Raw genomic sequence first — 22,095 nt, forward strand, 5'->3', positions numbered from 1 at the left:
TGTGTAGAACTGGCCTGCGGCCGTGGCGGGCGCGTGCGGGAGCAGCCGCGGAGGCTGCCCCCGCACGCATGGGACCGCAGGTGTTCGGGATCGCAGGTGTTCTAGCGCGCCTGGTAGATGCGCTTGTGACCGCTGACGCCGGCCAGCCGGAAGGGCCCGGTGGTCTGCTGCGGGGTGGGGTGGTCTCCTCCGTCGGCCGGGAAGGACCACTCGTGCAGCTCGCGGTAGCGGGCGTGGTCGACCGGCTTGCGCCTGGCTATCGCCGCCAGGTTCGCTGCGGTCCGCAGGTGTTCGCGGTAGCCGGGGACGGCCGTGCCCGCGAAGAACTCGGCGACGCTGCCGGAACCGTAGCTGAGGAAGCCGATGGGCCGGTCGGTCAGGTCGTCCGCCTGGTCGAGCAGCGCGGCGAGAGCGAGGTACACCGAGGCGGTGTAGCTGTTGCCGATGGAGGTGTTGTAGGCCACGGTCTGCCCGATGGCGTGCTCGATGTCGGCCTGGTCGGCGCTGTGGCCCGCGTGGTTGAGCAGGTGGCGGTGTGCCTTGTAGGCCATCTTTGTGAACGGCTGGTGGTAGCAGAACGCGGCGAACTCGTCGAGTGTGCGCCCGCCCTGCTCGCCGTAGTCCTTCCAGCTGCCTGCGACCGCCTGCAGGTACGCTTCGACGGATTCCTGCCCGTCGACGAGGGCGGTGGTGCGGTAGTTCGGCCGCCAGAAGTCCATCACGTCGGCGGTGAACAGGCCCGAGGCGTTCTCGATGCAGACCAGGGCGGGGTCGGCGCTGACCAGCATCGCCACCGCGGCGGCACCCTGGGTCGCCTCGCCGGGGCTGTCCAGTTCGTACTTGGAGACGTCGCTCGCGATCACCAGGACCTGCTGGTCGGGGTCGCGTCGTACGAGTCCGATGGCGAATTGCAGGGCGGCCGTGGCTCCGTAGCAGGCCTGCTTCAGTTCGACGACGCGGCAGGCCGATTGCAGGCCGAGCAGTGAATGCACGTAGATGCCGGCGGACTTCGCCTGGTCGATCGAGGATTCCGTCGCGAAGACCACCGTCCGGATCCGTTCGGAACCGTGCCGGGCGATGATCGGGGCCGCGGCGGCGGCCCCCAGGGTCACGATGTCCTCGTCCGCGGCGCACACGCTCATCGACCGCTGGCCGATGCCTATGTGGTACTTGCCGATCTCCGTGCCGTTGTACTCGGCGAGTGCCGCGTGCGACAGGACGTATTCGGTCGTCGCGAAGGAGAGATCGTGGATTCCGAAGGAAGCGGCGTTGGACATGTTCAGGCACCGACCTTTGCTGTCTTGTTGTCGCGCTCCAGTTCGACGTGTGCACGCATGAGTTCACCCGGGTTGGTCTGCGCCGCGAGCAGCGAGAGCTCGCCGCAGAGGACCGTCGCCGCCACGATGACGGCGAGCCGGCGCGCGTTCTCGCCGGGGGCGCGGTCCACGCGGCAGCCGAGGCGGGTCAGGTTCGTCTCCACGAACTCCAGGCCCTTGCCGTTGCCCACGGTGCCGACGATCAGGTTGGGCAGATTGCAGGAGAAGTAGAGGTCACCGTCGCGGTCCTCGGCCAGGGTGACGCCCTGGGAGCCCTCGACGATGTTGGCCGCGTCCTGCCCGGTGGCCAGGTAGAAGCCGAGCAGCATGTTGGCGTAGTGGGCGTTGGCCGAGCGGATGCCGCCGGCCAGCAGGGTCCCGAGCAGGTTCTTGCGGATGTTCAGCTGGACGATCCTGGCGGCAGTGGTGTGCAGGACGCCTTCCACCACGTCGCGCGGGACGAGCAGTTCCGTGACCACGTTCTTCCCGCGGCCGAGGATGCCGTTGATCGCGGTCGCCTTCTTGTCCGTGCAGTAGTTCCCGGAGATCGATCCGTAGGAGATTCCCGGAACGGTCCGCAGCAGGTGCGTCAGCAGATTGTCGGAGGCGAGCGTGGCCATGTTGTGGCCGGAGGCGTCGCCGGTGCTGAACTCGAACCGGATGAACAGCAGGTTGCCCGCGATCTCGTGCCGGACGGTGAGCAGCTCGGCGAACCGGCTACAGCTGCGGACCACGGCGCGCAGTTCCTCGATCTGCGCCTCGATGGCGCGGGCGGCCGTGTACGCGGTCTGGGCGTCGGTCGCCTCGACGAGCACCGAGCGGGTCATGCGCTCGTCAACGAGGGTGGCGACGATGCCCTGCTCGGTGAGCATGGACACCTTCGCGCCGCGGCCCACGGAGGGCCACAGCGGTGTCTCGTAGGTGGCGAGGGGAACGTGGGTCTCGGTGTTGGCGACGTTCCCGGAGACTCGAAGGGGTCCGACCCACTTCATGGGGACCCTGGCAATGGCGTGTGTGTCGGTCACTGTGCTTTTCCTGTCGCGTTGTGAAGGGTGTCGGCCGATCGGGAACGCCGGGCGAGTCGCCCCGTGTCGATGCCCCGGTCGGCGCAGAAGGAACGGAGGGTGCCGTGGATGATCAGGTCGTTGCTCGCGAGGTCCGCGGGAGTGCGCGCGCCGAGCATGGTCTGGAGGGCCGCGAGCTGGTCCAGCCAGTTCGTGAGCTGCTCGATCAGCGCCTCGGGACCGCCGTCGAGCAGGGTGCGCAGGAACACTCCGGAGGCCCCGACGCCGGAGGCGCCCAGGGCCAGGGCGCGGGCGACGTCGAGGGGATGGCGGACGCCGCCGGAGGCGAGCACGGGAAGACCGGCGCTCTGAGCGTCCAGGAGACAGGCGGCGGTGGACTGGCCCCAGTCGTGGAGGAACGCGTAGTCGCCGAGCGGTCGCCGGCCGTTCTCGATCCGGGCGAAGTCGGTGCCGCCCCGGCCGCCGACGTCCGCCGCGTGGACCCCCAGTTGTCGCAGCAGCAGGACGGTTTCCCGGCTCAGGCCGTTGCCGACCTCCTTGACGATCACGGGTACGTCACCGGCCGCCGCGATCTTCTCGATCTGCGGGACCCAGGACCCGAAGGACCGGTCGCCTTCCGGCATGGCCGTTTCCTGCGCCGTGTTGACGTGGATCTGCAGGGCGTCGGCCTCCAGCAGATCGAGGGCACGCCGGGTGTCGTCGACCGATGCCGTCGCGTTGACATTTGCTATGACAAAACCGTGGGGGTTCTCCTGGCGCAGGACGCGGAAGGTGTCGGCGCACGTCGGGTCCTTCAAGTAGGCGTGCACCGAGCCCGACGCGATGGGTACCCCGGTCTCGCGGGCCGCTATCGCCAGACCTCGGTTGATGACGCCGGTCTTGGCGGTCCCGCCGGTCATCGCGTTGATGTAGAGCGGCACCTGCCAGGAGATCCCGGCGAAGGTCGTGTCCAGGGTCACCTGCGGCCGGTCGATGCCGGCCAGGGCGTGATGGACGAAGGACACCTCGTCGAACTGGTTGATCCCGCTGCGGGTGTCCTGCTGCTCGATGGCGAGCCGGACGTGGTCGTCCTTGCGCTGAGCGCTCATTTCTCGGTCCCTTCCGGGGCGGGCCGGACGGGCAGGGGCAGCACCCCGGCCGCGGCCCACCGCTGCCGTACATGTGAGATGTCGTGCATGGCCTCGGCATCGAGCAGCGCGATGCCGCAGTCGCCGCCGCCCGCGCCCGACGGCTTGGCGGCACCGCCGACGGTTTCGGCGACCGTGCACAGGGCCGTCAGCTCGGGTGTGAAGATGCCGAGCCCGACTTCGTCGTCGAGGCGGGCCAACTCCCGCCGGGCACGGCGGATCTGGTACAGCAGGCTTTGGTCGTCGCCGGCCTCGAGAGCGGTGATCGAGGCGCGTACGAAGTCGGTGGAGGTCTCCACGAACGCGCGGTGCGACGCGGTGCCGCGCCAGATCCGGCGGTGCAGACCGGACACGAGCGAGGCGGTGGAGGCCGGGTTGCCGGTCCAGCCGACTTCGAGGGCGAGGCCGCGCGGGGCCGGAAGCCTCCGGACCGAGTGGCCCGGCCAGGGCGTGCGCAACGCCTCCTCGACGCCGTACCGGCGGGTGAGGTCGAGCACGAAGGCCCGGTCGGGTGCCTGGTACGCGATCCAGCCGCCCCAGGTACTGGCGGCGAGGTCACCGCCGGAGCCCACGGGGTCGATCCCGACCGAGGAGATCACGGCCAGGCGGTACCGGGCGTCGGGTGAGAGGTCCAGTCCGCACAGGGACGTGATGGCGTCGATCGTGGCCACGGTCACCGCGCCGCTCGACCCCAGGCCGTACTTGCGGCCGTTGTCATGCAGCCGGCTGCCGATCGAGAGGTCCAGCCCGGGCATGGGCAGGCCGCGTTCGGCCAGCAGTCGTCCCACGGTCTCGACCGCTGCCACCACGTGCGTCAGTGCGCCCCGCGCGCCGTGTCCGTCGGCTTCCCCGTTCTCCGTGCCGGGAGCGTGGAGCCGGCCGTCGAGCCATCGCCAGTTCACCGCCCGGGGGACGAGATCGGAGGAGATCACGATGTCGGCCGTTTCGGAGAGGGTCACCGTGGCGGTGATCTCCCGGTCCACGGCCACCACGATGGCCGGGGTACCGGGCTCCACCACCGCGTACTCGCCCGTGACGAACAGCTTGCCGGGCGCACTGCGGACGACCGTTCGCCCGGAGGTCATCGTCCGCCCGCGTCCACCAGGCGGGCGCCCTGTCCGGGCCCGGCGATGTGCACGGTGCCACCCGCGGCAGCGTCGCGCACGGCCTCGGCGACCCGGTCGGCGTCCGTACGACGGCAGAGCACCTTGACGTTCGGTCCGGCGTCCATGGTCGCGTAGGCCGGTATGCCGTCGCGCCGCAGCCCCAGCACGCTGTCGAGGACGGTGAGCGAGGCGGGCGCGAGGTAGCGCACTGCAGGGCGCGCGCCCAGCATGGTCGCGTGCATGCCGAGAGAGTTGCGCTCAGCGATCTCACCCACCGTGTCGAGGTCGCCGCGCAGGAGCGCCGCCCTCATCTCGGTCAAGTCGTCCCGGCTCGACGCGGCCCAAGGCTCGAACAGGGGCGAGGTCTCGACGGTGCGGCGCATCGCCGCGCGGCTGGACACCTCCTTGGGGCCAGCGTTGACCACCGCGATGACCAGTGCGGGGTCGAGGTCGCCCGTCCGTACCGGCTCGGCGTAGGAGCTGAGGTCGGCCTCCGCGGGCGGCGCCGTGGGGTTGCCAGCGTTCCAGACGGCGAAGCCGCCGAAGATCGACCGCGAGGCCGAGCCGGAACCGCGGCGGGCCAGGCGGGAGAGACCGGTGCCGTCGAGGTCCAGTCCGTACGCGGCGGCGGCGGCGACGGCGAGCGCGGCGAAGCCGCTGGCGGAGGACGCCAGGCCCGCCCCGGTGGGTACGGTGTTGCGGGTGTCGACGACGGCCCGGTGCGTGAGCCCGGCCCGCCGGCGCACCAGGTCGAGGAACCCGGCGATGCGCCGCCGCTCCTCGCCCGCCGCGGGTACGCCGTTGAAGGTCACTTCGTCGTCCGAAGCCTCGGCGTCGAGGTGGACCCGGGTGGTCGTGGGGAAGATGTCAAGAGTCATCGACAGACTGCTGGTCCACGGCAGGAAGAGGCGCTCGTCGCGCTTCCCCCAGTACTTGATCAGCGCGATGTTCGGGTGCGCGACGGCGGTGGCCCCGTTCGCGCCCTGCCGGTCCTGCAGGCGGCGCACGGTGATCTGTTGCTCAGACATGCGTGACGAGCCTCCTCAGTGGGACGATCCACGTCTGCACGGCCCCCGCTTCGTGCAGCCGCCGGGTGACCTCTCTCGCCTGCTCGGGCTGGGTCAGAGCGAGCACGCAGCCGCCCAGTCCGCCCCCGGTGATCTTGGCGCCGAGGCTTCCTGCGGCGAGCGCGGCACTCACCATCCCCTCGATCCGGTCAGTGCTCAGCCCGGCCTCGCGGAGCATTCCGTGGTACTCCGTCAGCAGGAAGCCGAGCTCCTCCGGCCGGCCGGCGGCGAGGGTGGTCACGGCTTCGCTGGTCAGTTCCGACGCCCGGCGGACGAACCGCTCCTGTGCTCCGGCGTGGAGTCGGAACCTCTCCCGCAGCTTGTCGACCGCTTCCTTGGTGCTGCCGACGGTGCCGCTGTCCGCGATGACAAACAGCGCGTCGCAGCCCACCAGCAGCGTGCGGGCCTCGCCCGCGTGGAACAGCAACGGCGCGCTCGCGCCGACGGTGATGGCGTCGACGCCGCTGGCCTTGCCGTGCACCACGTTCTCGGCGGTCTGCACCAGGTCGAACACCGTCCGCTGCGAGACCTCGCGGCCGCAGAGGTCGGCCAGGGCGAGGACGACGGCACGGGCGCAGGCCGCGCTGGAGCCGAGCCCCCTGCCGAGCGGGATCGAACCGTCGATGATCACATCGAGATGCCGGCCGTCGTCGATGCCCGTGGATGCCCTGAAGTCGGTGGTCAGCCGACGCAGCCCCTCGGATGCCTGCGTTCCGACCTCCTTCCAGGCGGATCCGGTCATCGTGAAGGACACACCTGCCGGTTCTTCACCGCGGGTGGAGAACCCGACGCTGGCGGTGATCGACAGCTGCGGAACGGGCAGGGCGAGCGCCGGGGCTCCGTAGACGACCGCGTGCTCCCCCAGCAAAATGGCCTTGGCATGGGCGTGGCCGGTGCCGACCGAGCGAGCACGGCGGCTGTCCGCTGTCCCTGCCGCCGAGGCCGGTGGAGTCGACGTGCTCAGCTCCCCTTGTCGAAATTCCATTGAGATCGCGTCATCCAGATTTCTAGGAAGGAATGAAGTAAGCCCGTTCGACCGCGCGCCGCGTCATGCCCGGGCCACCCCCGGACCACCGTGGCCGGCGGTCGCGGCCGCCGGCGCGAGCGATGTCATCGCGCAGGGCGGGCCAGGGCGTCGAGCCGCACCCGACGGTGCGTGCTCGCGGAACCGCGTCCCTGGCGGGTGCCGGGCCGGTTCTCCCCCGGTCGCCCCCGGCAGCGGGTTCCGGACGGGGTGGGCTCGCGAGGCGAGCGACGCGTGTGGCGGCGCCGGGACGGTGGCGACCCGCGCCGACGTGGTGCTCAGGTGGTCCGGAGTGTCGTGGTGGTGACGAAGGTTTCGAGGGTCTTCCTGACCTCGTCCGGGAACGGGGTCTCGTCCAGGACCCGCCGGGCACGCTGCACACGATCGGTGATCATCTGCTCTACCTTGTCGGCGGCGCCCGTGGCCCACAGGATCCCGCGAACCGTCTCGGCGCCTGCCTCGTCCAGGTCCGGGTCGCCGACCAGGGACCTCAGCACCCGCGCCTGCTCGGCGCCGGCGGCGTGGAGGGCGTGTGCCATCAGAGCGGTCGCCTTGCCCTCCCGCAGGTCGTCCAGGACCGACTTGCCGGTCTTGGACGGGTCGCCGAAGACGCCGAGGAGGTCGTCGCGCAATTGGAAGGCCTCGCCGATCGGAAGGGCGTAGGCGGTGAAGACGTCCAGCAGGGCCTGGTCCGCTCCGGCAAGGACCGCGCCGATGTGCAGCGGCCGCTCCACGGTGTACTTCGCCGTCTTGTAGCGGATCACGGCCAGCGACCGTTCGACGTCCTCGTTGGGCTTCCCGGTGGCCAGCAGGTCCAGGTACTGACCGATCATCACCTCGGTGCGCATGGCGTCCAGCAGCGGTCGGACGGCGACCAATCGCTCGTGGTCGATGCCGCTGGAGTACAGCAGCTCGTCCGACCACACCATGACCAGGTCGCCGAGCAGGATCGCGCTATTGGTGCCGAACCGCTCGGCGGTCGTGGCGTCCGCACCCGTCTCCAGCGTCCGGTGGAGGGTCGGACGGCCACGCCGGGTGTCGGAGGCGTCCATTACGTCGTCGTGGATGAGGGTGAAGGCGTGGAAGAGTTCGAGCGAGGCCGCCGCGCCGATGACGGGCCCCGTGTCGCCGTATCCGCCCGCCGCGTGCCAGCCCACCATGCACAAGAGCGGCCGGATGCGCTTGCCGCCGGCGGTCAGGAAGCCACGCAGGTGCTCGATGAGCGAGACCAGGTGGGGTTGCCTGTCGCAGTTGGCGTCGAGGAAGGCGTTCAATCGCTCGTCGATCAGGCCGCGCAGATGAACCGAGTCCAGGGCGTCGGCTCCCAGCTCGCGAAGGCTGGTGGTCGAGTTCATGTCGTTACTCCTGTTCGTCAAGACCATGTGGCCGCGTCCGCGAGGACGTGGCATGGGAGGGAAAGCGCCGAGAGGCATCACTTTCCGGCCGGGCTAAGGAGGGCCCCGGCAGTCGCCGGGCCGCACCGCAGGTGCGGGTCGCCGAGGGAGGGGCGAGTGGTGGGTGTTCGGGCCGCGCCGGATGGCATGCCCTCCGTACATGCGGGTTCACATGGTGGAGGGCATGCCGGGCAGGGGTGGGCCCGGTGCGGCACCCGCCGGGCCCCTGTCGGTCGAACGGAACGGGTTCAGCTCGCGGCGGACTGCGGCTCGCGTGCCGGCTGCCGACGGGTCGGCACCACCGTGAGCTGGTCGGGACGCAGGCTCATCCGCACGAGGGCGCGCGTGGGGCGGGTGCCCGGGGCGCGGTCCAGCTTCCAGTACTGGGCCACGGTGGCCACGATGACCTGGGCCTCGGTGAGGGCGAACGCGTCACCGATGCACTTGCGGTTCCCGGCGCCGAAGGGCAGGTAGGCGCCCTTGCGCGGAGTGGTCGACATGGTGAGCCACCGGTCCGGCTCGAAGCTGTCGGGGGCGTCGAAGTAGCGGGCGTCCCGGTTCAGCAGGAAGGGGCTGTACGACAGCTCGGTGCCGGCCGGCACGGGCAGCCCGCCGAGCGTGGTGTCGACAGCGGCACGACGGCTCAGCAGCCAGGCCGGCGGGTAGAGGCGCAGACCCTCGGCGACGACGTTGCGGGTGTACGGCAGCTTCTTCAGGTCCTCCGCCGTCACCGGGCGGCCGGCCAGCACCTCGTCGAGCTCCGCGTGCAACTTGGCGGCGACCTGCGGGTTCTCGTGCAGCAGGTGGAAGATCCACGACATCAGGACGGCGGTGGTCTCCGCGCCTCCGAGGAGCAGGGTGATGGACTGGTCGTGCAGCTCCTGGTCGGTGAAGCGGTGCCCCTCCTCGTCGACCTCCGTCATCATCGTGCGCAACAGACCGCCGCCGTCGCCCGAGCGGCGGTAGCGGTCGATGGTCTCGTTCACCACCTGGTGCAGCTGCGCCTCCGCCCGCTTGTAGCGCTGGTTGCCGGGAGTGGGCAGGAAGGACAGCGCCGGCAGCGGGTTGAGCATGCGGAAGAACATGCCGTCGATCACGGTGTTCAGGGCCGTCGGGAGACCGTGGTGACCGCCCCGGCGCACCTCGCCCTCACCGGGCTCGGAGAAGAGGCAGCTCAGCGCCACGTCGGCGCTGAGGTTGCCCATCTGCATCAGGAGGTCGACGTTCTTGCCTTCCGGCCATTCATGAGCCGACACGGCTGCCTGCTTCTGCATGATGCCGACGTACTCGGCGATGCGCGCAGGGTGGAAGGACGGCTGGATCAGGCGTCGCTGCTTGCGATGGACGAGGCCGTCGACCGTGACCAGCCCGTCTCCGAGGACCGTGCGCACGCGGTCCATCACGGGACCGCCCTTGACGAAGTCCTTGACCTTGTCGGTCAGCATCTCGTGGACCAGATCAGGGTGGCACGCGATGTACATGGGGGTCGGCCCCACCATGATCTTCACGAGATCGCCCTGCTCGGGCAGTGATCGGAGGAAGGTGAGCGGGTCGCTGCGCAGCTGATTCGCGTGCCCGAGCACGGGCAGGGCATTCGGTGCGCTGCCCTTCGTGTAGCTGCGGGTTTCCTGGCCTGTCACGGAACAAACCTCCATGCGGTTAGTGGCGAACTTGTGGACCTGTCGGACTTTGCTTCGCCGCTGTCACTTCTCCAACTGGTCCCACCACCAGGCGATCTGTGGAATCGGCAGGGGCGCAGGGTTGGCGTCAGCCGGCTCGTCGGCCCAGAGCAGGCCGTAGCCACCGAAGTCCTGTTCTTCGCCGGTCTCCGGGTCGACAGGCGCGCAGTAACGGGTGGTGAAGTCCGCCCAGATGATGTGCCCGCGAATCCAGTAGCCGATCTCGTGGACGTATCGCCGCAGTTCCGGGCGGGCGGTCGCGGAGACCTGGTCACGCAGATTCAGATAAAGGGACATGATTCGGTCGCGCAGCGCGCGGACCTCGGCGACCGCTTCCTCGGGCGTGCATTGCCGGTCGCGCACCATGATGCTGATGGCGTTCTGGTCGAACAAGCCCTGGAGATTCTCCCGGTGAATGGAGATCAGGTCGTTGTCGAGACCGACGATGACGGATACGGCTTCGGAGGCGGCGCGCACCCGGGGATCGAGGCGTTCGGCTGCGGTCAGTTCGTAGCCGCCGCCGATCGGAGTGAGTGCGGTCAGCCAGGGGCCGGCCACATCGTTGCCACGCATGATCAGGTAGTCGCCCAGTTCGGGGAGTTCACCGAGGCTCTGGTTCGCACATTTCCACAGCACGCCGTCGAAGTAGCTGCAGAAACCCTGGCGCAGGTGCTCGAGCTGGCCCGGGGTCGACACGGTGGAGATGTGGTTCCAGAAGTCCTGGAAGGAGGAGAGGTACGCGTCTCCGGGCGGCACGACGGACTTGGGCGAGGCGAGGATGTGCTTGAGACGGCTGACGTGGACCGTCAGCGGTGCGGGCTGGTCCAGCCCCGGGATCACGTCGAGGTCGTCGTCCCAGGCGCCGCCCCAGTACATGACATAGGTGATGATCTCGGCGCACCGGTCGAGGACGTACGGCATGCAGTGTGCGGTGTACGAACCCGCATTCATGCGCGGCAGCCAGTCACCCTCCTTGCGGAACCCTTGCCGGAACATCCAGGCGACGGCGCCGGCATCTATTTCCTCCGGCTTGTCGTACACGGCGTCGGGCAAAGGGCAGAAAAATGGCGGAACGCCAAGTGTGCGGCGCACGGTTGTCATGCCAAAAATCCCTTCGGGCAGGACTGAGCGGCAGGAATGTCACAGTAATGCTGGGGTGGCCCTCGGAATAAACCCGGAGCATTGGACGGCCTTGGGCGGTGGGGCTGTGTGCGACCCACTACGGACCCAAATGGCGCGGACTCGAGGAACAGCACTCAATGTCAGCGCCTCAACCCCCCGTGGCATTCATTGACGTCCCACTGCCGCACCCCTCGGCAGTCATCGACGTCTCGCTGCCGTCCCCCCTCGGCAGTCCTCGATGCCTCACTGCCGTCAGAAACTAAACAGGACAGTTAGATTCGAACCATAGGGTGGCTTGATCCAGATCGAGCGATCAGGCGTTCGAAACATCCCGAGCGCGCCGCGATGTCCGATATTTAATTATTTCGCCTCCATGCTGGGTGCGACCCCTATGGCGGGAATGTGGTGCGCGCGCCATAGGCCATTCACCTGAATATACCCCCGGACAAGGAGGCTCCTTTTCCGGTTAAATGGAGCTCCCAGCGTATGACCCGCGTCACACGGCTGGATTTCGATCATCACATGCCGGAACCGGGAATCTCGTCCGTCGGCTCCACGCTCGCCACCGGGAGGACCCACCGGCCCCGGACACCGTCCGGCTCGCCGTCGACGCCGGGACCCGGAACGCCCCCTGGATGTGGTCTCCGTTCGACGCGTCCGGGGCGGGGCCGTTCGGCGGCCCTCTTCGGGGCGCGACGGAGGTGGAGTTCTCACCGGTGAGCCGGACGGACATGCTCTCGTCCGCCCACTCGGCGACGGAGCCGTGGACCGCGGCGCGGACGCGAAGGGGAATACGGGACATGCGAGTCCTCCTGAGTCGTCCGCCGGCGGCCCCGTCCGGAAGCCGCCGAGTCCGTGACCGGACCTGATATACGGTCAGGGATACTGGTAGACAAACGATCAACGACCTCGTCGGCATACAGTCAACGCCCTGGTCAAGACGGCCGCGTCACCCCGGGCAGCACCTGAGCCCAGCGTCCCGGCAGACAATCGATGGACAACGGGCCGGCAACAAGGCGCGGCCGTCAGCGTCGGCGGCGGGGAGCCCGCTCGGTGATCCGCTCCACCAGCACGGCCCGACGGACGCGGCGGGGCGGCATCGGTGTGAATCCGCGGCACGAAGAGCCCGCCAGCCCGGGCACGAAGGGGCAGGGCTGCTCATGCTGGTGGGCATGTCTCATCACCTCAGCGGCCCCAACCTCCGCTCCCCTGGACGACGCCCGCCTCGACATGACGGACCTGTTCGCCTTCACCGTGCCTGGCGACCGGACCGTGCTGATCCTGAACGTCAACCCGGTCGCCCCCACCGGCGGCCAGGCGTTCCACCCGGACGCCGTCTACCGCGTCAACGTCGACACCGACGGCGACCACCGCTCCGACGTGGCGTATAGCTTCGTCTTCTCCCCGCCTGAGGACGGCCGCCAGAGCGTCACCGTCCTGCGGGCCACGGGCGAGCAGGCCCGCTCCCACAAGGCCCTCGGCCAGGAGCTCTTCATCGACGTGCCGGTGAACTTCGGCGCCGAGACCACCGCGGCGCACTCCGGGCCGTACACGTTCTACGCCGGGTTCCGCAGCGACCCGTTCTTCGCCGACCTCGACGGCATCGTCGCCAAGTTCCAGTGGACCGGCGTGGACTGGGGTGCCGACAAGAACGTCTTCGCCATCGTCCTGGAAGTGCCGAACGCCGAACTCGGCACACACCCCGAGATCGGCGTCTGGGGCCGGGTCAGCCTGCGCCAGAACGGGCAGCTGACGTCCGTGGACCGCGGCGCCCACCCCTCCCTGACCGCGTACTTCAACGCGGAAGAGGTCAAGGACGCCTACAACGCCGGCGAGCCCGCCGACGACTGGGCCACCTACCGCGAACCCTGGTCCGCCGTCCTCCAGCACTTCGGGGACTACGACCCGCAGGCCGCCGAACAGGCCCTACGCACCGTCCTGCCGGGCATCGGGCCGAGGCGGCTTCGTGCCGTGCCGCCCCCGGAGCCCGGGGAGGACCGCGGGTGCCGTACTCGGCTTCCGCCATCAGTTACTCAAGGGCGGCCCGACCAAGCAGCCCCCGGGGCGGCGACCGGCCCCCGAGGGGCGCGGCGCGGCCCCGGGGGCTGCTTGCGATTCAAGGATGGAGGGACTTCGTGGAGCAGGTGTCACATGGCGACGGCCTTCACCGCGTCGGGGGACTTCTCCCGAACACCGGGACGGTACAGCGCGAAGGTCACGACGAGCCCGACGGCTGCGAGGCCGGCCGCCCACCAGTACGCGGTGGAGTAGCCGTGCAACGCCGCCCCGGCGATCACCTCGGGCGTGGCCTGCCGGCTGCTGAGATAGCTGCCCGCGGCGGTCGCCGCGAGCGTGTTGAGAACGGCGATCCCCAACGAACCACCGATCTGCTGCGAGGTGTTGACCGCCGCGGAGGCCACCCCGGCGTCATCCTCGTGAACCCGGTAGGTGGCCAGGTCGATCGCCGGCGCGTAGACCAGGCCGAGACCGAGGCCCAGGACGAGCAGCGGCGGCAGAATGCCTCCGGCGTAGGTGCTGTCCAGATCCAGGCGGGTGAACCAGACCATGCCCACGCCCAGCAGCGCCATCCCGAGGGGAATCACGATCTTCGGCCCCACCCGGGGCATCAGGACCCCCACGGCCAGGGCGGAGGCAACGACCAGTGCGGCGGGGATGGGCAGGAAGGCGAGCCCCGCCTCGACCGGGGTGTACTTGAGCGTCTGCTGCATGTAGTAGGCGAGGAACAACGCGACCGCGTACATGCCTCCGGTGGCGACCAGAATGGCGATCTGGGAGGCACCTCGATCCCTGTCGAGGAGGATGCGCAGGGGCAGCAGCGGCCCGGCCGTCGTCGACTGCCAGTACGCGAAGAGGGCGATCAGGGCGAGGCCTCCGACCAGCAGACCCCAGCTGGCGGGAGAACTCCACCCGCGCGACTCGGCGTTGGAGAACCCGTAGACCAGGCCGAAGAGCCCCAGGGTGACGAGTACCGCACCGGGGACGTCGAGCTTGGGGCGCTGCTCCGCCCGCGACTGACGCTCGATCAGCAGCAGACCGCCCAGGAGCGCCACCGCCGCGAACGCCAAGTTGATGTAGAGGGTCCAACGCCAGTTGAGGTACTCGGTCAGCAGGCCGCCGAGCAGGTTGCCGAGCGCGCCGCCGGCGCCCGCGATGGCACCGAAGATCGCGAAGGCCCGGCCCCGCTCCTTGACGTCGGTGAAGATGGTCGTCAGCAGGGAGAGGGCCGCCGGGGCCAGCAGGGCACCCGAGATGCCCTGGATCGCCCTGGCCAGCACCAGGAGTTCGAAGCTGCCGGCGGCTCCGCCGAGCGCCGAGGCGGCGGCGAATCCGATGACACCCGCGAGAAAGGCCTGCTTGCGGCCGAAGAGATCGGCGACACGCCCGCCGATCAGCAGCAAGCTGCCGAAGGTGAGTGCGTAGGCGGTGACGACCCACTGCCTGTCGTTGTCGGAGAAGCCCAGGTCGGCCTGGGCGGACGGCAGCGCGATGTTCACGATGGTGGCGTCCAGCATGATCATCAACTGGGCCAGGCCGATCACGGCCAGCGCCCACCACCGCAGCGAGGACCGCGGGGACGGGGGTCCTGATTCGGGCGGGATGCCGGTGAGCTCAGTGGTGGATGCCGACATGGCGGTGCCACTCCGTTCGAAATAGATTGACTAACTGGATGGTTAATATTCCGAGGCAAGGCTGCCCGAGATCCGACGGCCCGTCAACACGACTTCGGGCGAAGAGCGATGGCCGGATGCGACGGAGGTCCGCGAGGGTCACTCCGCGAGTCGGATCCGGATGCCCACCGCGCGGTACCCGGACCCCTTCAGTCGGCTGCCCAGCAAGCCGACCCGCGCGACGAGGCCGTACTTGCGCTTCATCAGGTCGAGGTAGTGGGCGGTGTCCCGGTCGGCGGGCAACTCGGCGACACCGGGCACGGATTCCCCCTTCGGGACTCCCCGCCAGTTGCAGGGGGCGACGGTCACCCGGCCGCTGTTGCGGATCCGTTTGACCTTGCCGGCGCCGGCCGCGCTCCACACGGCCAGGCAGTCCCCGTCCCCCATCACCCACACCGGAGTGGGCACGGCCCGCCCATCCCGGCGGAACGTCGTGAGAAGTACGTACCTGGATGCCGCCAGTCGTTCAACCGAACTGCCCGGCAAGGATGCTGAGGCGGATGGTGAGGTGGTCACCGCGATAGCGTAACTGGTTAGTTAACTCACTGTCGCCGCGAACCGACGTGGCGCCCGTCCCCAAGATGAGGAGTGCTGCGTGCTGAACTTCGCCTTGGCCGTGCTCGCCGGATTCGCCCTGGGCACCCCGGCCGTACCCTTCGGCCTCTCCTCCCTCCCTCCGCCCGTCGCGCTCGTCGCCGTACTCCTCGGCGCGGCCGGATGCCTGCTGTCCGCCGTCTTCGCGGCCGGGTGGCTGCGTACCCGCTGGCTGCTCTGGCGCTCGAAGCGGCGGCCCGTCACCGCCGGGCCGCCGCCAGAGAACCGCCGCAACCGCCGCAACCGCCGGAACCGCCTTGACGGCCCCACCGGCCGACGGGCCCGGCGCCTGGTGAACCGGTACGGCGTGATCGGCTTCGGCATCATCGGGCCTGCGCTCTTCGGCACCTGGGGATCGGCCATGCTTGGCACGGCGCTGGGCCTGCCCCGGTGGCGGCTGATCGGCTGGCTGACGGCCGGTGTCACCCTGTGGTGCACCGTCATGCTGCTCGCCTCCGAGGCAGTGATCGACGCCTTCGGACTGCGGTGACGACACACGCTGCGTACCGGTCCCTGACCGCGAGGAGCACGTCGCCGCGGCCCCCCGGCCTGCCTCGTCGTGGGTCTGCGCATCGCGCCGACCGTCGGCCCGGTCATCGTCGGGCGGTGGCAACTCACCGTTCCGGCAAGGCACTTCTCCCCCTCGCCGGTTCACCCGGAGCAAGACCACCGACGGGACTCCCGAACGAATCGCCTCATGTCTCAAACGAATCCACCGTGGTTCCAGCGGCGAACGCGCTCACCTGGCGAGGGCACCGGGTCCTACGCCCCGGCAAGATCCAGTAGGCGCTGTTAGCATGACTCCCATGTCCCGAGCCGAGGCCACGAAGGCGCGCATCCTCCACGCAGCAACCCAGGAGTTCGCGGCGTACGGGATCGCGGGAGCCCGCGTCGACCGGATCGCCAAGGTCGCCTCGGCGAACAAGAACCTCATCTACGTCTACTTCTGCAACAAGGACGGGCTCTTCGACGCCGTCTTCGACGCACACCTCGGGCGCGGCCTCGACATGGTGCCCTTCACGCCTGACGACCTGCCGGGCTACGCCGGGCGGCTGTTCGACTTCTACCAGAAGCACCCCGAGGTGCTCCGCCTGGCGACCTGGCACCGGCTGGAACGCGGCACTGCCGTGGAACGGGACCCTGCCGTCGCCAAGCAGACCCACGACGACAAGCTCGCCTCTTTGGAAGCGGCTCGAAAGGGCGGAGTGGGCACACCGGGCTTCGCCCCGGCCACACTTCTCACCCTCGTCCTGGCCATCGCCTCGGCCTGGAGCCCGACGAATGCCGCGAGCATGCCGGCGACGACTGTCCTGGCGTCGGACCCGGAGGACTGCCGGAACGCGATCATGGAGGCCGTGCGGCGCCTCCTGTGAGGGGCGGCGTGCATCACTCGCCTCCGCCACGTACCGCGGTGACCGCACACGTTCGCCGGGTTGCCGGGTCACGCGGCGGGGATGGGTCGGGATGCGCGCACCTGACCCGCTACGTTGCCGTGCCGGCGTCAGGGCGGTGCGTTCACGGGCGCCGGAGCGCCGGGTCCGCCCAGTGCGCCACGTCCGCACAGTCCTTGGCCGACCGGAACGCCCTGTCCACCTTCGCCCACACCAGCGCGTCCCACTCGCCCTGGCGATCGGTGAGCCACGGGCCCAGGTCCGGGCGCTTCCACGGCGTGATCTCAGCAGAGACGTCCAGGTCCTCGAAGGACCCGACGATCTCCCATTCCTTCGAGAGCGCATGCCGGGTCGCGGTCTCTGCCTGGATCAGGTGCGAGACCTTGCCCTCGTCCCCGTGCGTGTCCGACACACGCGAACCCACCACCGCCCGAACCGGCACCGAAGCCGTCATGATGCTCACAGGAGGTCCCCTACCGCCCAGGCCAGCAGACACCCTCGAACAGGCTGCACTCGAACGGGTGGACCTTTTTCGAAAAGGTGTCGTTCCACTGGAGAGTAGACCTAATTGTTTGTCAAAAGCGCCTCGCTGCCAGGTGTATCGACGCCTACGTCGAACGCGCCGCCACCCATGCCGAACGCTGGTCAGACCACGCACCTGTCACCGCCGTGTTCGACGTGAACTACTGACGCATGCCTCAGACCTGCCGCACTTCGCCGGTGCCGCGGGGTAGAACCCCCGATCGACAGGCTCCCCTACGACGGGGATTCGTACGCTTCCGGGGCTGCCCTCGGCTGTGGCGGCCGGAGCAAAGACATCACCCTCCACCGGCTTCCTGCCGTACGGGGAGCGCGCTCACGAGACGCTGACACAACCGGCCCTGGCATCCCGGCAGGACTGCTGCAGAGTCTCCGGCGGTCCTGTGGGTTGCGGGTGTTCCGCAGAGCCCGCCGGCGCTCCGGCAGGAATCAGCGGGTGCGGCGCCGCCGGCCGGTGGCCCCGGTGGTGCGGGCGATGAACGCAGCACGTCCTTCGCCCGCCTCATCGACCGGCGGCATCGCGGCCCGTTGGCGGTCGGCGCGGTTCAGCAGCCACGCGGGGGCGGTGGCGCGGGCCAGGTCGAGGAGGCTGTCGGTAAAGTGGATGTCGGCGAACGAGGAGCCTTCCGGGTGGACCTGTCGGGCCGTGGTCCATTCGGCGAGCGCGCATGCGGCGCTCCTGGCCATCGACACGGTGTCGATGGCCGGGCCATCTCGGCGTCCACCAGTGGCGCGCCGCCAGGTCTCCTGCATCGCAGTTACCACTTCGTCCCGCAGACGGTGGAGTTCGTCCAGCGGAGTGTCGCAGAGCGTATCGAAGCGTTCCTCACCGTTCGTCTCCTCGAAGCGGCCCATCTGGCCCGCGTGAGTCGTGGCCACGTACTCCCAGACGGCGAGTCGGGCAAGGCTGAACTCGTCGGAGTCCAGGTCGATCGCGGCCTCCAGGTCGCGCATGATGACGAGATCGTCCTCGGGCAGGCGAGGCGAGTTGAGGTGGGTCAGCACGCCGACCAGGCGTTCATCGACCTCTTCCCGCGAGGCGCGGGCGAGATCGGGCAGCCGGCGCAAGTTCGCGCGCATCTTCCGGATTGCCATCCCACCCTCCTTGACATCGAGGACGGCTTCGGCCTCCGCCCAGTCGTAGAAGGTGTCCTGTCCGGAACCGGGGTCGTCAGGGACGGCGTCCGCGATCCCCGGGCGGGGCGGGTGCTGTAGCGCTCGGCGCGGACTACGGTGCCCTTCTGCTCGCTGGCGGCGAGCGCGGTCAGCAGGGCCTGCTCGATCTCGGCGACCTGGGCCTTCCCGCCGCCGGGCAGGTCGGGCGTCGGCTGCTCGGCCAGCTGCTCGCCGTCGGCGGCGGCCGGGGCGGTGTTGGACGCGCCGGTGACGGTCCACTCGCGCCACTGTGTCGCCGGGGCGACATGCGGTCGGAGCAAGCCGCGGGCGATCGCCCGTTCCCACACGGCCAGTTCCTCGCGGACGATGGGCCGGATCTCGATGCCTTGCTGTGCGTCGTTGCCCATCCGCCCACGGTACGGCGGCCCCCGGAAGCCGGCCATCCGGTTTCCTGCCGCCGCCCGGGAGCCGCGCCCGCACCCGACGGTGCGCCAGGAGCTGTCGGCGGCATCCGAAAGAATGTCCGACATGACACTGCTTCCCGTCACCGCGCCCGCCTCGCTGGTCCGACGCCACGCCCTCGACCCGGAGGCCCACGACTGGGGCATGAAAGCGGAGCACGCGGTGGCGACCCCCAACGGGGACACCTACGTGCTGAGCATCCTGTGGCGGCACGACCGGTACCCCCACGATCCGGCGGTGCCCCGCTTCAGCGAGCGGATGATCACCCGTTACGACGCCGACGGGACGCCCGTCGCCACCGCCGTGCTGGAGCAGCACTCGGACGGCCAGGTGGCGGCCGTCGGCTGGGGCAGCGACGCGAACCTGGCGGTGCTCCCGGACGGCTCGCTGGCGGTGAGCACCGGGCCGGGCAGCACCCACCTGGTCTCCCCCGGGCTGGACGAGGTGCGGGCCGGCTGGCCGATGCCCACAGCGGGCGTGCTCGCGGACGGGCCGGCGGGCGACCCGTTCGCCGCGTCGGTCGCGGTCACGCCCGGCGGGCGGCTGCTGTGCACGACCTCCGAATACAAGGTGGACAACTGGGCGGGCGCGATCCTCAACCTGGTCGCCGTCACCGAGCCCGGCGACGTGCTCGCCCCCGGGCACAAGCCGCGGCTGCGCGCGATCGCCACGCTCACTGACCGGACGCCCCGTCAGACCGGTGCCGACGCCCAGCCGCACGTCGTGTTCGGGGACGCCCCGGTGCTGGGGGCCAACCGCCCGTCGCCGTCGCTGGCCGAGACCCTCACCGAGCTCACCGGGACGCACCGCAGCCTCTACGGCTACGACCGGTCGTTCATGACCCGGCCGTCCGCGCTCGGCGACGACCTGTTCGTCGTCCCGGTGTACGGCCACACCTTCCGCTCCGGCAGTCGCGGCCAGGAATTCAGCTTCGCGCTGCTCGACGACCGGGGCACGGTCCGCGGCCGGCTGGGCGGCCTGCACCTGCACCAGGACAGCCCGTTCACCGGTTTCGACTTCACCGTCGCCGCCGACCCGTACCGCGCCCGTGCCTTCCACCTCAACCGCTACGGCCTTTACGCCTGGACCGCCGACGGAGCGCTGCGGGCCCGGGTTTCCACCGCCGACAAGCCGTTCAAGCCGCTGGTGCACTTCACCCTGCTCGACTGCACCCCTGCCGGCGAACTCCTCCTGGCCCACCGCAAGCAGCACTTCGTGCTGCGCGTCCTCGTCCCCGCCGACCTCGCCGACCTCCCCGCCGCCGTCGAGGCCGCGCTGTCCGGCATCGCCAAGGCCCGCAACGCTCTCAAGAAGCGCTACCAGCCGGTGAATTGGCTCTGGGCGGAGGAGACCTCCACAGTCCACCGCCTGTGACCCGGTCGTTCAGGCCGGCTTCCCGGCCGGCCCCGCCGTCGTGGTCTCGACCCAGTTCATCGTCCGGGCCGTCTCGTAGCCGAGCGCGTGGTTGATGCCGATCATGTGGGTGTTGGTGGTGGCGGTGGTGGTGCAGATCAGCTCCAGGTCCGGCCGTTCGGCAGCGATCGTCCGCGTCTGACGGGCCTTCATCGCGCGACCCAGCCCGTGCCCGCGGTGCGCGGCGAGCGCCGAGGTGTCGTGGATGTAGCCGATCTCCCGGCGGTGCGGGTAGCGGTGGACGACGTGCACGCCGACCACCTGCCGGGTGCTGTCGTCGACGGCGACGACCACCCGCTGTTCGGCGCGCGGCCGAAGCCGTGGGCGTCCCGCCACACCTGCTGGCCGCGTCGTTGGGGCTGAGTACCGCCGCCCCCACTAGAGTTGACCCGTCAGGCCGCGCCGTTCCGAGGAGGACCCGATGCGCCGCCGTTCCCTGCTCGCAGCCGCCGGCCTGGCCGCCCCCGTCTCGATGATGGTCGGCCTGAACGACGCCTTCGCGCAGGTTTCCGGGAGGCCCGCTGCGTCGCCCGTCCCGCTGGACGCCCGCATCGCCTCGGCCCGCGCCCACTTCGACACCGGACGGCACACCCAGCTCCTGACCGCCCTGCCCGGCCTGCTGGCCGACGCACACCAGGCCGCGCGGGGCCGCGAGGAGATCACCCTCGCGCGCCTGGCCACCCTGTACGTCCTGGCCTCCCAGGTGCTCACCAAGACCGGCAACTACGACCAGGCCCGCACCACCACCGACCGCGCCATGGTGTACGCCGACCTGTCCGGCTCCCCGATCGCCGCCGCCGCGGCGGCCCGCGAGAGCAGCATCATCCTGCGCCACCAGGGCGAGGCCGCCGCCGCCCAGCACCGCATCATGGCCGCGGTCGCCCGCGTCGAGGCCACCGGCCTGAAGACCGACGCCCAGTCCTCCGCCTACGCCCAGATGCTCTGCACCCAGGCGTACACCCACGCCGTCGCCGGCGACCGCGCCCAGGCCCTCACCGTGATCCAGGAGGCCCGCAGGGCAGCCCGCTCCCTGCCCGCCCAGGCCCCCGACGGGCGCCTGTTCCCGCTCACCCCCGCCGCCGTCCAGCTCTACGCGGTGGGCGTCCACTGGGCGCTCGGAGATGTCGGCGCCGCACTCGACGTCGGCCGCACCCTGCACCCCGGCCAGTTCCGCACCGCCGAGCGCCAGGCACGGATGCACACCGACCTCGCCCGGGCCTGGTGGCAGCTCGGCAAGCCGGACCGAACCGCCGCAGCGCTCCTGTCGGCAGCCCGTGTCTCCCCCGCAGAGGTCCGCGACCGGCCCGCCATCCGCGCCATCGTCACCCAGCTGCACAGCCACCACGCCAAGACACCGGGCGTGCCCGAGCTGGCGAAGGCGGCCGGGCTGCCCGGCTGAGACAACATACTGGGCAGAGCTCCCACGCCCCAACCGCCCGCGGTCGCGCAGGACCTCGCCGCCGTCCGCTGCATCATCCCGGCGCCCTGGCGGCGCATCGGACGGCCGCCAACTCGCCGATCCGTCCATGAGTGAGCACAGAGGTAACTCGGTCGGGTGACCTGGTGCGTGCCCTGCCCTGTCGGCAAGGGCGGGCCGGTACGGTCCCGCCGTGACCCTCCTCACCTCCCTGCCACCCGTCCGCGGGCGCAGCCCCTCCTCCCTCCTGGCGACCGGCGCCGCCGGAGCCGTCGCGCTCGGCACCTGGGGCCTGCTACTCACCGACCTCGGGCCGTCCCTGCGCGCGGTCGGCCTCGGGCCGGTGGAGTCCTGGGCCGCGCCCGCGGTCCTGCCGGTGTTCGCGGGGTTCGCGATGCGTCAGCGGTTGCTGCTGGTCCCCCTCGGCGTGCTGCTGATGGTGCTGCTCCACCAGACGTGGCACGGGCAGCAGGGGCCGGTGTTCGGCTGGGGCTGGTGGCCGGCGCTGGGTGAGGCGTCGTGCCTGTTGTTCCTCGGTTCCGTACTGCCCTGGATGGTCCACCGGTTCGCCGGGATCCTGGAAGCCGAACAGGACTGACGGCTCGTCGACGGT

General features: G+C 70.2%; 20 protein-coding genes and 2 pseudogenes. 7 read left to right on the plus strand and 15 right to left on the minus strand.

Annotation, left to right across the window (positions count from 1 at the left end; genetic code table 11):
- Positions 1-101: 101 nt before the first annotated feature.
- The 9 genes from ACFWJ4_RS18700 to ACFWJ4_RS18740 all read right to left on the minus strand — a co-directional run bounded on the left by ACFWJ4_RS18700 (position 102) and on the right by ACFWJ4_RS18740 (position 10,839).
- The gene (locus ACFWJ4_RS18700) at positions 102-1,277 is read right to left on the minus strand and encodes a hydroxymethylglutaryl-CoA synthase (protein WP_224279294.1); all 1,176 of its coding nucleotides are present in this window, start codon (positions 1,275-1,277) and stop codon (positions 102-104) included.
- Positions 1,278-1,279: 2 nt separating this feature from the next.
- Positions 1,280-2,308: a hydroxymethylglutaryl-CoA reductase gene (locus ACFWJ4_RS18705; RefSeq protein ID WP_380545238.1), complete on the minus strand. Its 1,029-nt coding sequence runs from the start codon at positions 2,306-2,308 to the stop codon at positions 1,280-1,282.
- A 29-nt stretch (positions 2,309-2,337) separates the two neighbouring features.
- Positions 2,338-3,429, minus strand: coding sequence for a type 2 isopentenyl-diphosphate Delta-isomerase (gene fni / locus ACFWJ4_RS18710; RefSeq protein WP_380545240.1), 1,092 nt, complete (start codon positions 3,427-3,429; stop codon positions 2,338-2,340).
- On the minus strand, positions 3,426-4,553 hold the full coding sequence (locus ACFWJ4_RS18715; RefSeq protein ID WP_224279307.1) for a phosphomevalonate kinase: 1,128 nt from the start codon (positions 4,551-4,553) through the stop codon (positions 3,426-3,428). The genes fni and ACFWJ4_RS18715 overlap by 4 nt, the downstream gene beginning before the upstream one ends.
- Positions 4,550-5,602, minus strand: a complete 1,053-nt coding sequence (gene mvaD / locus ACFWJ4_RS18720) for a diphosphomevalonate decarboxylase (RefSeq protein WP_380357408.1) — start codon at positions 5,600-5,602, stop codon at positions 4,550-4,552. Before mvaD ends, ACFWJ4_RS18715 begins: the two co-directional genes overlap by 4 nt.
- Complete coding sequence (gene mvk / locus ACFWJ4_RS18725) at positions 5,595-6,626, minus strand: mevalonate kinase (protein WP_224279311.1); 1,032 nt, start codon at positions 6,624-6,626, stop codon at positions 5,595-5,597. Before mvk ends, mvaD begins: the two co-directional genes overlap by 8 nt.
- A gap of 317 nt (positions 6,627-6,943) precedes the next feature.
- Positions 6,944-8,020 carry a polyprenyl synthetase family protein gene (locus ACFWJ4_RS18730; protein WP_380545242.1) on the minus strand — a complete coding sequence of 359 codons (1,077 nt, stop codon included), beginning with the start codon at positions 8,018-8,020 and terminating at the stop codon, positions 6,944-6,946.
- A gap of 287 nt (positions 8,021-8,307) precedes the next feature.
- Entirely contained in the window at positions 8,308-9,699 is a 1,392-nt protein-coding gene (locus ACFWJ4_RS18735; RefSeq protein WP_224279314.1) for a cytochrome P450, read from the minus strand.
- A gap of 63 nt (positions 9,700-9,762) precedes the next feature.
- Entirely contained in the window at positions 9,763-10,839 is a 1,077-nt protein-coding gene (locus ACFWJ4_RS18740) for a terpene synthase family protein (protein WP_224279316.1), read from the minus strand.
- Positions 10,840-11,853: 1,014 nt separating this feature from the next.
- On the opposite strand from ACFWJ4_RS18740, the pseudogene ACFWJ4_RS18745 reads away from it, so the two are divergent.
- Positions 11,854-12,702: pseudogene (locus tag ACFWJ4_RS18745) on the plus strand (DUF4331 family protein); the annotation flags it as partial.
- Between the two features lie 305 nt (positions 12,703-13,007).
- On the opposite strand, the gene ACFWJ4_RS18750 reads toward ACFWJ4_RS18745, so the two are convergent.
- Positions 13,008-14,510, minus strand: a complete 1,503-nt coding sequence (locus tag ACFWJ4_RS18750) for an MFS transporter (RefSeq protein ID WP_380545244.1) — start codon at positions 14,508-14,510, stop codon at positions 13,008-13,010.
- Positions 14,511-14,648: 138 nt separating this feature from the next.
- Complete coding sequence (locus tag ACFWJ4_RS18755) at positions 14,649-15,065, minus strand: PPOX class F420-dependent oxidoreductase (RefSeq protein ID WP_380545246.1); 417 nt, start codon at positions 15,063-15,065, stop codon at positions 14,649-14,651.
- A 79-nt stretch (positions 15,066-15,144) separates the two neighbouring features.
- Between ACFWJ4_RS18755 and ACFWJ4_RS18760 the strand changes: the two genes are divergently transcribed.
- Positions 15,145-15,633: a hypothetical protein gene (locus ACFWJ4_RS18760; RefSeq protein ID WP_380545248.1), complete on the plus strand. Its 489-nt coding sequence runs from the start codon at positions 15,145-15,147 to the stop codon at positions 15,631-15,633.
- A gap of 316 nt (positions 15,634-15,949) precedes the next feature.
- The gene (locus tag ACFWJ4_RS18765) at positions 15,950-16,516 is read left to right on the plus strand and encodes a TetR family transcriptional regulator (RefSeq protein ID WP_380545250.1); all 567 of its coding nucleotides are present in this window, start codon (positions 15,950-15,952) and stop codon (positions 16,514-16,516) included.
- A gap of 142 nt (positions 16,517-16,658) precedes the next feature.
- On the opposite strand, the gene ACFWJ4_RS18770 is transcribed toward ACFWJ4_RS18765, so the two are convergent.
- Entirely contained in the window at positions 16,659-16,988 is a 330-nt protein-coding gene (locus ACFWJ4_RS18770; protein ID WP_380545297.1) for a recombinase family protein, read from the minus strand.
- Positions 16,989-17,086: 98 nt separating this feature from the next.
- On the opposite strand from ACFWJ4_RS18770, the pseudogene ACFWJ4_RS18775 reads away from it, so the two are divergent.
- Positions 17,087-17,224: pseudogene (locus ACFWJ4_RS18775) on the plus strand (exodeoxyribonuclease III); the annotation flags it as partial.
- A 279-nt stretch (positions 17,225-17,503) separates the two neighbouring features.
- Here the strand turns inward: ACFWJ4_RS18775 and ACFWJ4_RS18780 are convergent.
- Both ACFWJ4_RS18780 and ACFWJ4_RS18785 read right to left on the minus strand, forming a co-directional pair.
- Positions 17,504-18,169: a hypothetical protein gene (locus ACFWJ4_RS18780; RefSeq protein WP_380545251.1), complete on the minus strand. Its 666-nt coding sequence runs from the start codon at positions 18,167-18,169 to the stop codon at positions 17,504-17,506.
- A complete protein-coding gene (locus ACFWJ4_RS18785) occupies positions 18,073-18,597 on the minus strand; it encodes a hypothetical protein (RefSeq protein ID WP_380545253.1) in 525 nt (174 codons plus the stop codon). Before ACFWJ4_RS18785 ends, ACFWJ4_RS18780 begins: the two co-directional genes overlap by 97 nt.
- A 121-nt stretch (positions 18,598-18,718) precedes the next feature.
- On the opposite strand from ACFWJ4_RS18785, the gene ACFWJ4_RS18790 reads away from it, so the two are divergent.
- Positions 18,719-20,026, plus strand: a complete 1,308-nt coding sequence (locus ACFWJ4_RS18790; protein WP_380545255.1) for a hypothetical protein — start codon at positions 18,719-18,721, stop codon at positions 20,024-20,026.
- A 9-nt stretch (positions 20,027-20,035) separates the two neighbouring features.
- Here ACFWJ4_RS18790 and ACFWJ4_RS18795 read toward each other — a convergent pair whose 3' ends face one another.
- Positions 20,036-20,401 (minus strand): GNAT family N-acetyltransferase, encoded by a 366-nt coding sequence (locus ACFWJ4_RS18795; protein WP_380545257.1) that lies wholly within the window; start codon positions 20,399-20,401, stop codon positions 20,036-20,038.
- A gap of 85 nt (positions 20,402-20,486) precedes the next feature.
- On the opposite strand from ACFWJ4_RS18795, the gene ACFWJ4_RS18800 reads away from it, so the two are divergent.
- Positions 20,487-21,464 (plus strand): transcriptional regulator, encoded by a 978-nt coding sequence (locus ACFWJ4_RS18800; protein ID WP_380545259.1) that lies wholly within the window; start codon positions 20,487-20,489, stop codon positions 21,462-21,464.
- Between the two features lie 211 nt (positions 21,465-21,675).
- On the plus strand, positions 21,676-22,080 hold the full coding sequence (locus tag ACFWJ4_RS18805) for a hypothetical protein (protein WP_380545261.1): 405 nt from the start codon (positions 21,676-21,678) through the stop codon (positions 22,078-22,080).
- Positions 22,081-22,095 lie beyond the last annotated feature (15 nt).

The sequence above is a fragment of the Kitasatospora sp. NPDC127067 genome (genome assembly GCF_042724755.1).
GTDB lineage: Bacteria > Actinomycetota > Actinomycetes > Streptomycetales > Streptomycetaceae > Kitasatospora > Kitasatospora lactacystinica.

Excerpts from the sequence above, each read along its gene's own strand:
- ACFWJ4_RS18700 (WP_224279294.1), bottom strand. The coding sequence starts at position 1,277 with ATGTCCAACGCCGCTTCCTTCGGAATCCACGATCTCTCCTTCGCGACG.
- ACFWJ4_RS18705 (WP_380545238.1), bottom strand. The coding sequence starts at position 2,308 with ATGAAGTGGGTCGGACCCCTTCGAGTCTCCGGGAACGTCGCCAACACC.
- fni (WP_380545240.1), bottom strand. The coding sequence starts at position 3,429 with ATGAGCGCTCAGCGCAAGGACGACCACGTCCGGCTCGCCATCGAGCAG.
- ACFWJ4_RS18715 (WP_224279307.1), bottom strand. The coding sequence starts at position 4,553 with ATGACCTCCGGGCGAACGGTCGTCCGCAGTGCGCCCGGCAAGCTGTTC.
- mvaD (WP_380357408.1), bottom strand. The coding sequence starts at position 5,602 with ATGTCTGAGCAACAGATCACCGTGCGCCGCCTGCAGGACCGGCAGGGC.
- mvk (WP_224279311.1), bottom strand. The coding sequence starts at position 6,626 with ATGGAATTTCGACAAGGGGAGCTGAGCACGTCGACTCCACCGGCCTCG.
- ACFWJ4_RS18730 (WP_380545242.1), bottom strand. The coding sequence starts at position 8,020 with ATGAACTCGACCACCAGCCTTCGCGAGCTGGGAGCCGACGCCCTGGAC.
- ACFWJ4_RS18740 (WP_224279316.1), bottom strand. The coding sequence starts at position 10,839 with ATGACAACCGTGCGCCGCACACTTGGCGTTCCGCCATTTTTCTGCCCT.
- ACFWJ4_RS18750 (WP_380545244.1), bottom strand. The coding sequence starts at position 14,510 with ATGTCGGCATCCACCACTGAGCTCACCGGCATCCCGCCCGAATCAGGA.
- ACFWJ4_RS18765 (WP_380545250.1), top strand. The coding sequence starts at position 15,950 with ATGTCCCGAGCCGAGGCCACGAAGGCGCGCATCCTCCACGCAGCAACC.
- ACFWJ4_RS18770 (WP_380545297.1), bottom strand. The coding sequence starts at position 16,988 with ATGACGGCTTCGGTGCCGGTTCGGGCGGTGGTGGGTTCGCGTGTGTCG.
- ACFWJ4_RS18780 (WP_380545251.1), bottom strand. The coding sequence starts at position 18,169 with ATGGCAATCCGGAAGATGCGCGCGAACTTGCGCCGGCTGCCCGATCTC.
- ACFWJ4_RS18785 (WP_380545253.1), bottom strand. The coding sequence starts at position 18,597 with ATGGGCAACGACGCACAGCAAGGCATCGAGATCCGGCCCATCGTCCGC.
- ACFWJ4_RS18790 (WP_380545255.1), top strand. The coding sequence starts at position 18,719 with ATGACACTGCTTCCCGTCACCGCGCCCGCCTCGCTGGTCCGACGCCAC.
- ACFWJ4_RS18800 (WP_380545259.1), top strand. The coding sequence starts at position 20,487 with ATGCGCCGCCGTTCCCTGCTCGCAGCCGCCGGCCTGGCCGCCCCCGTC.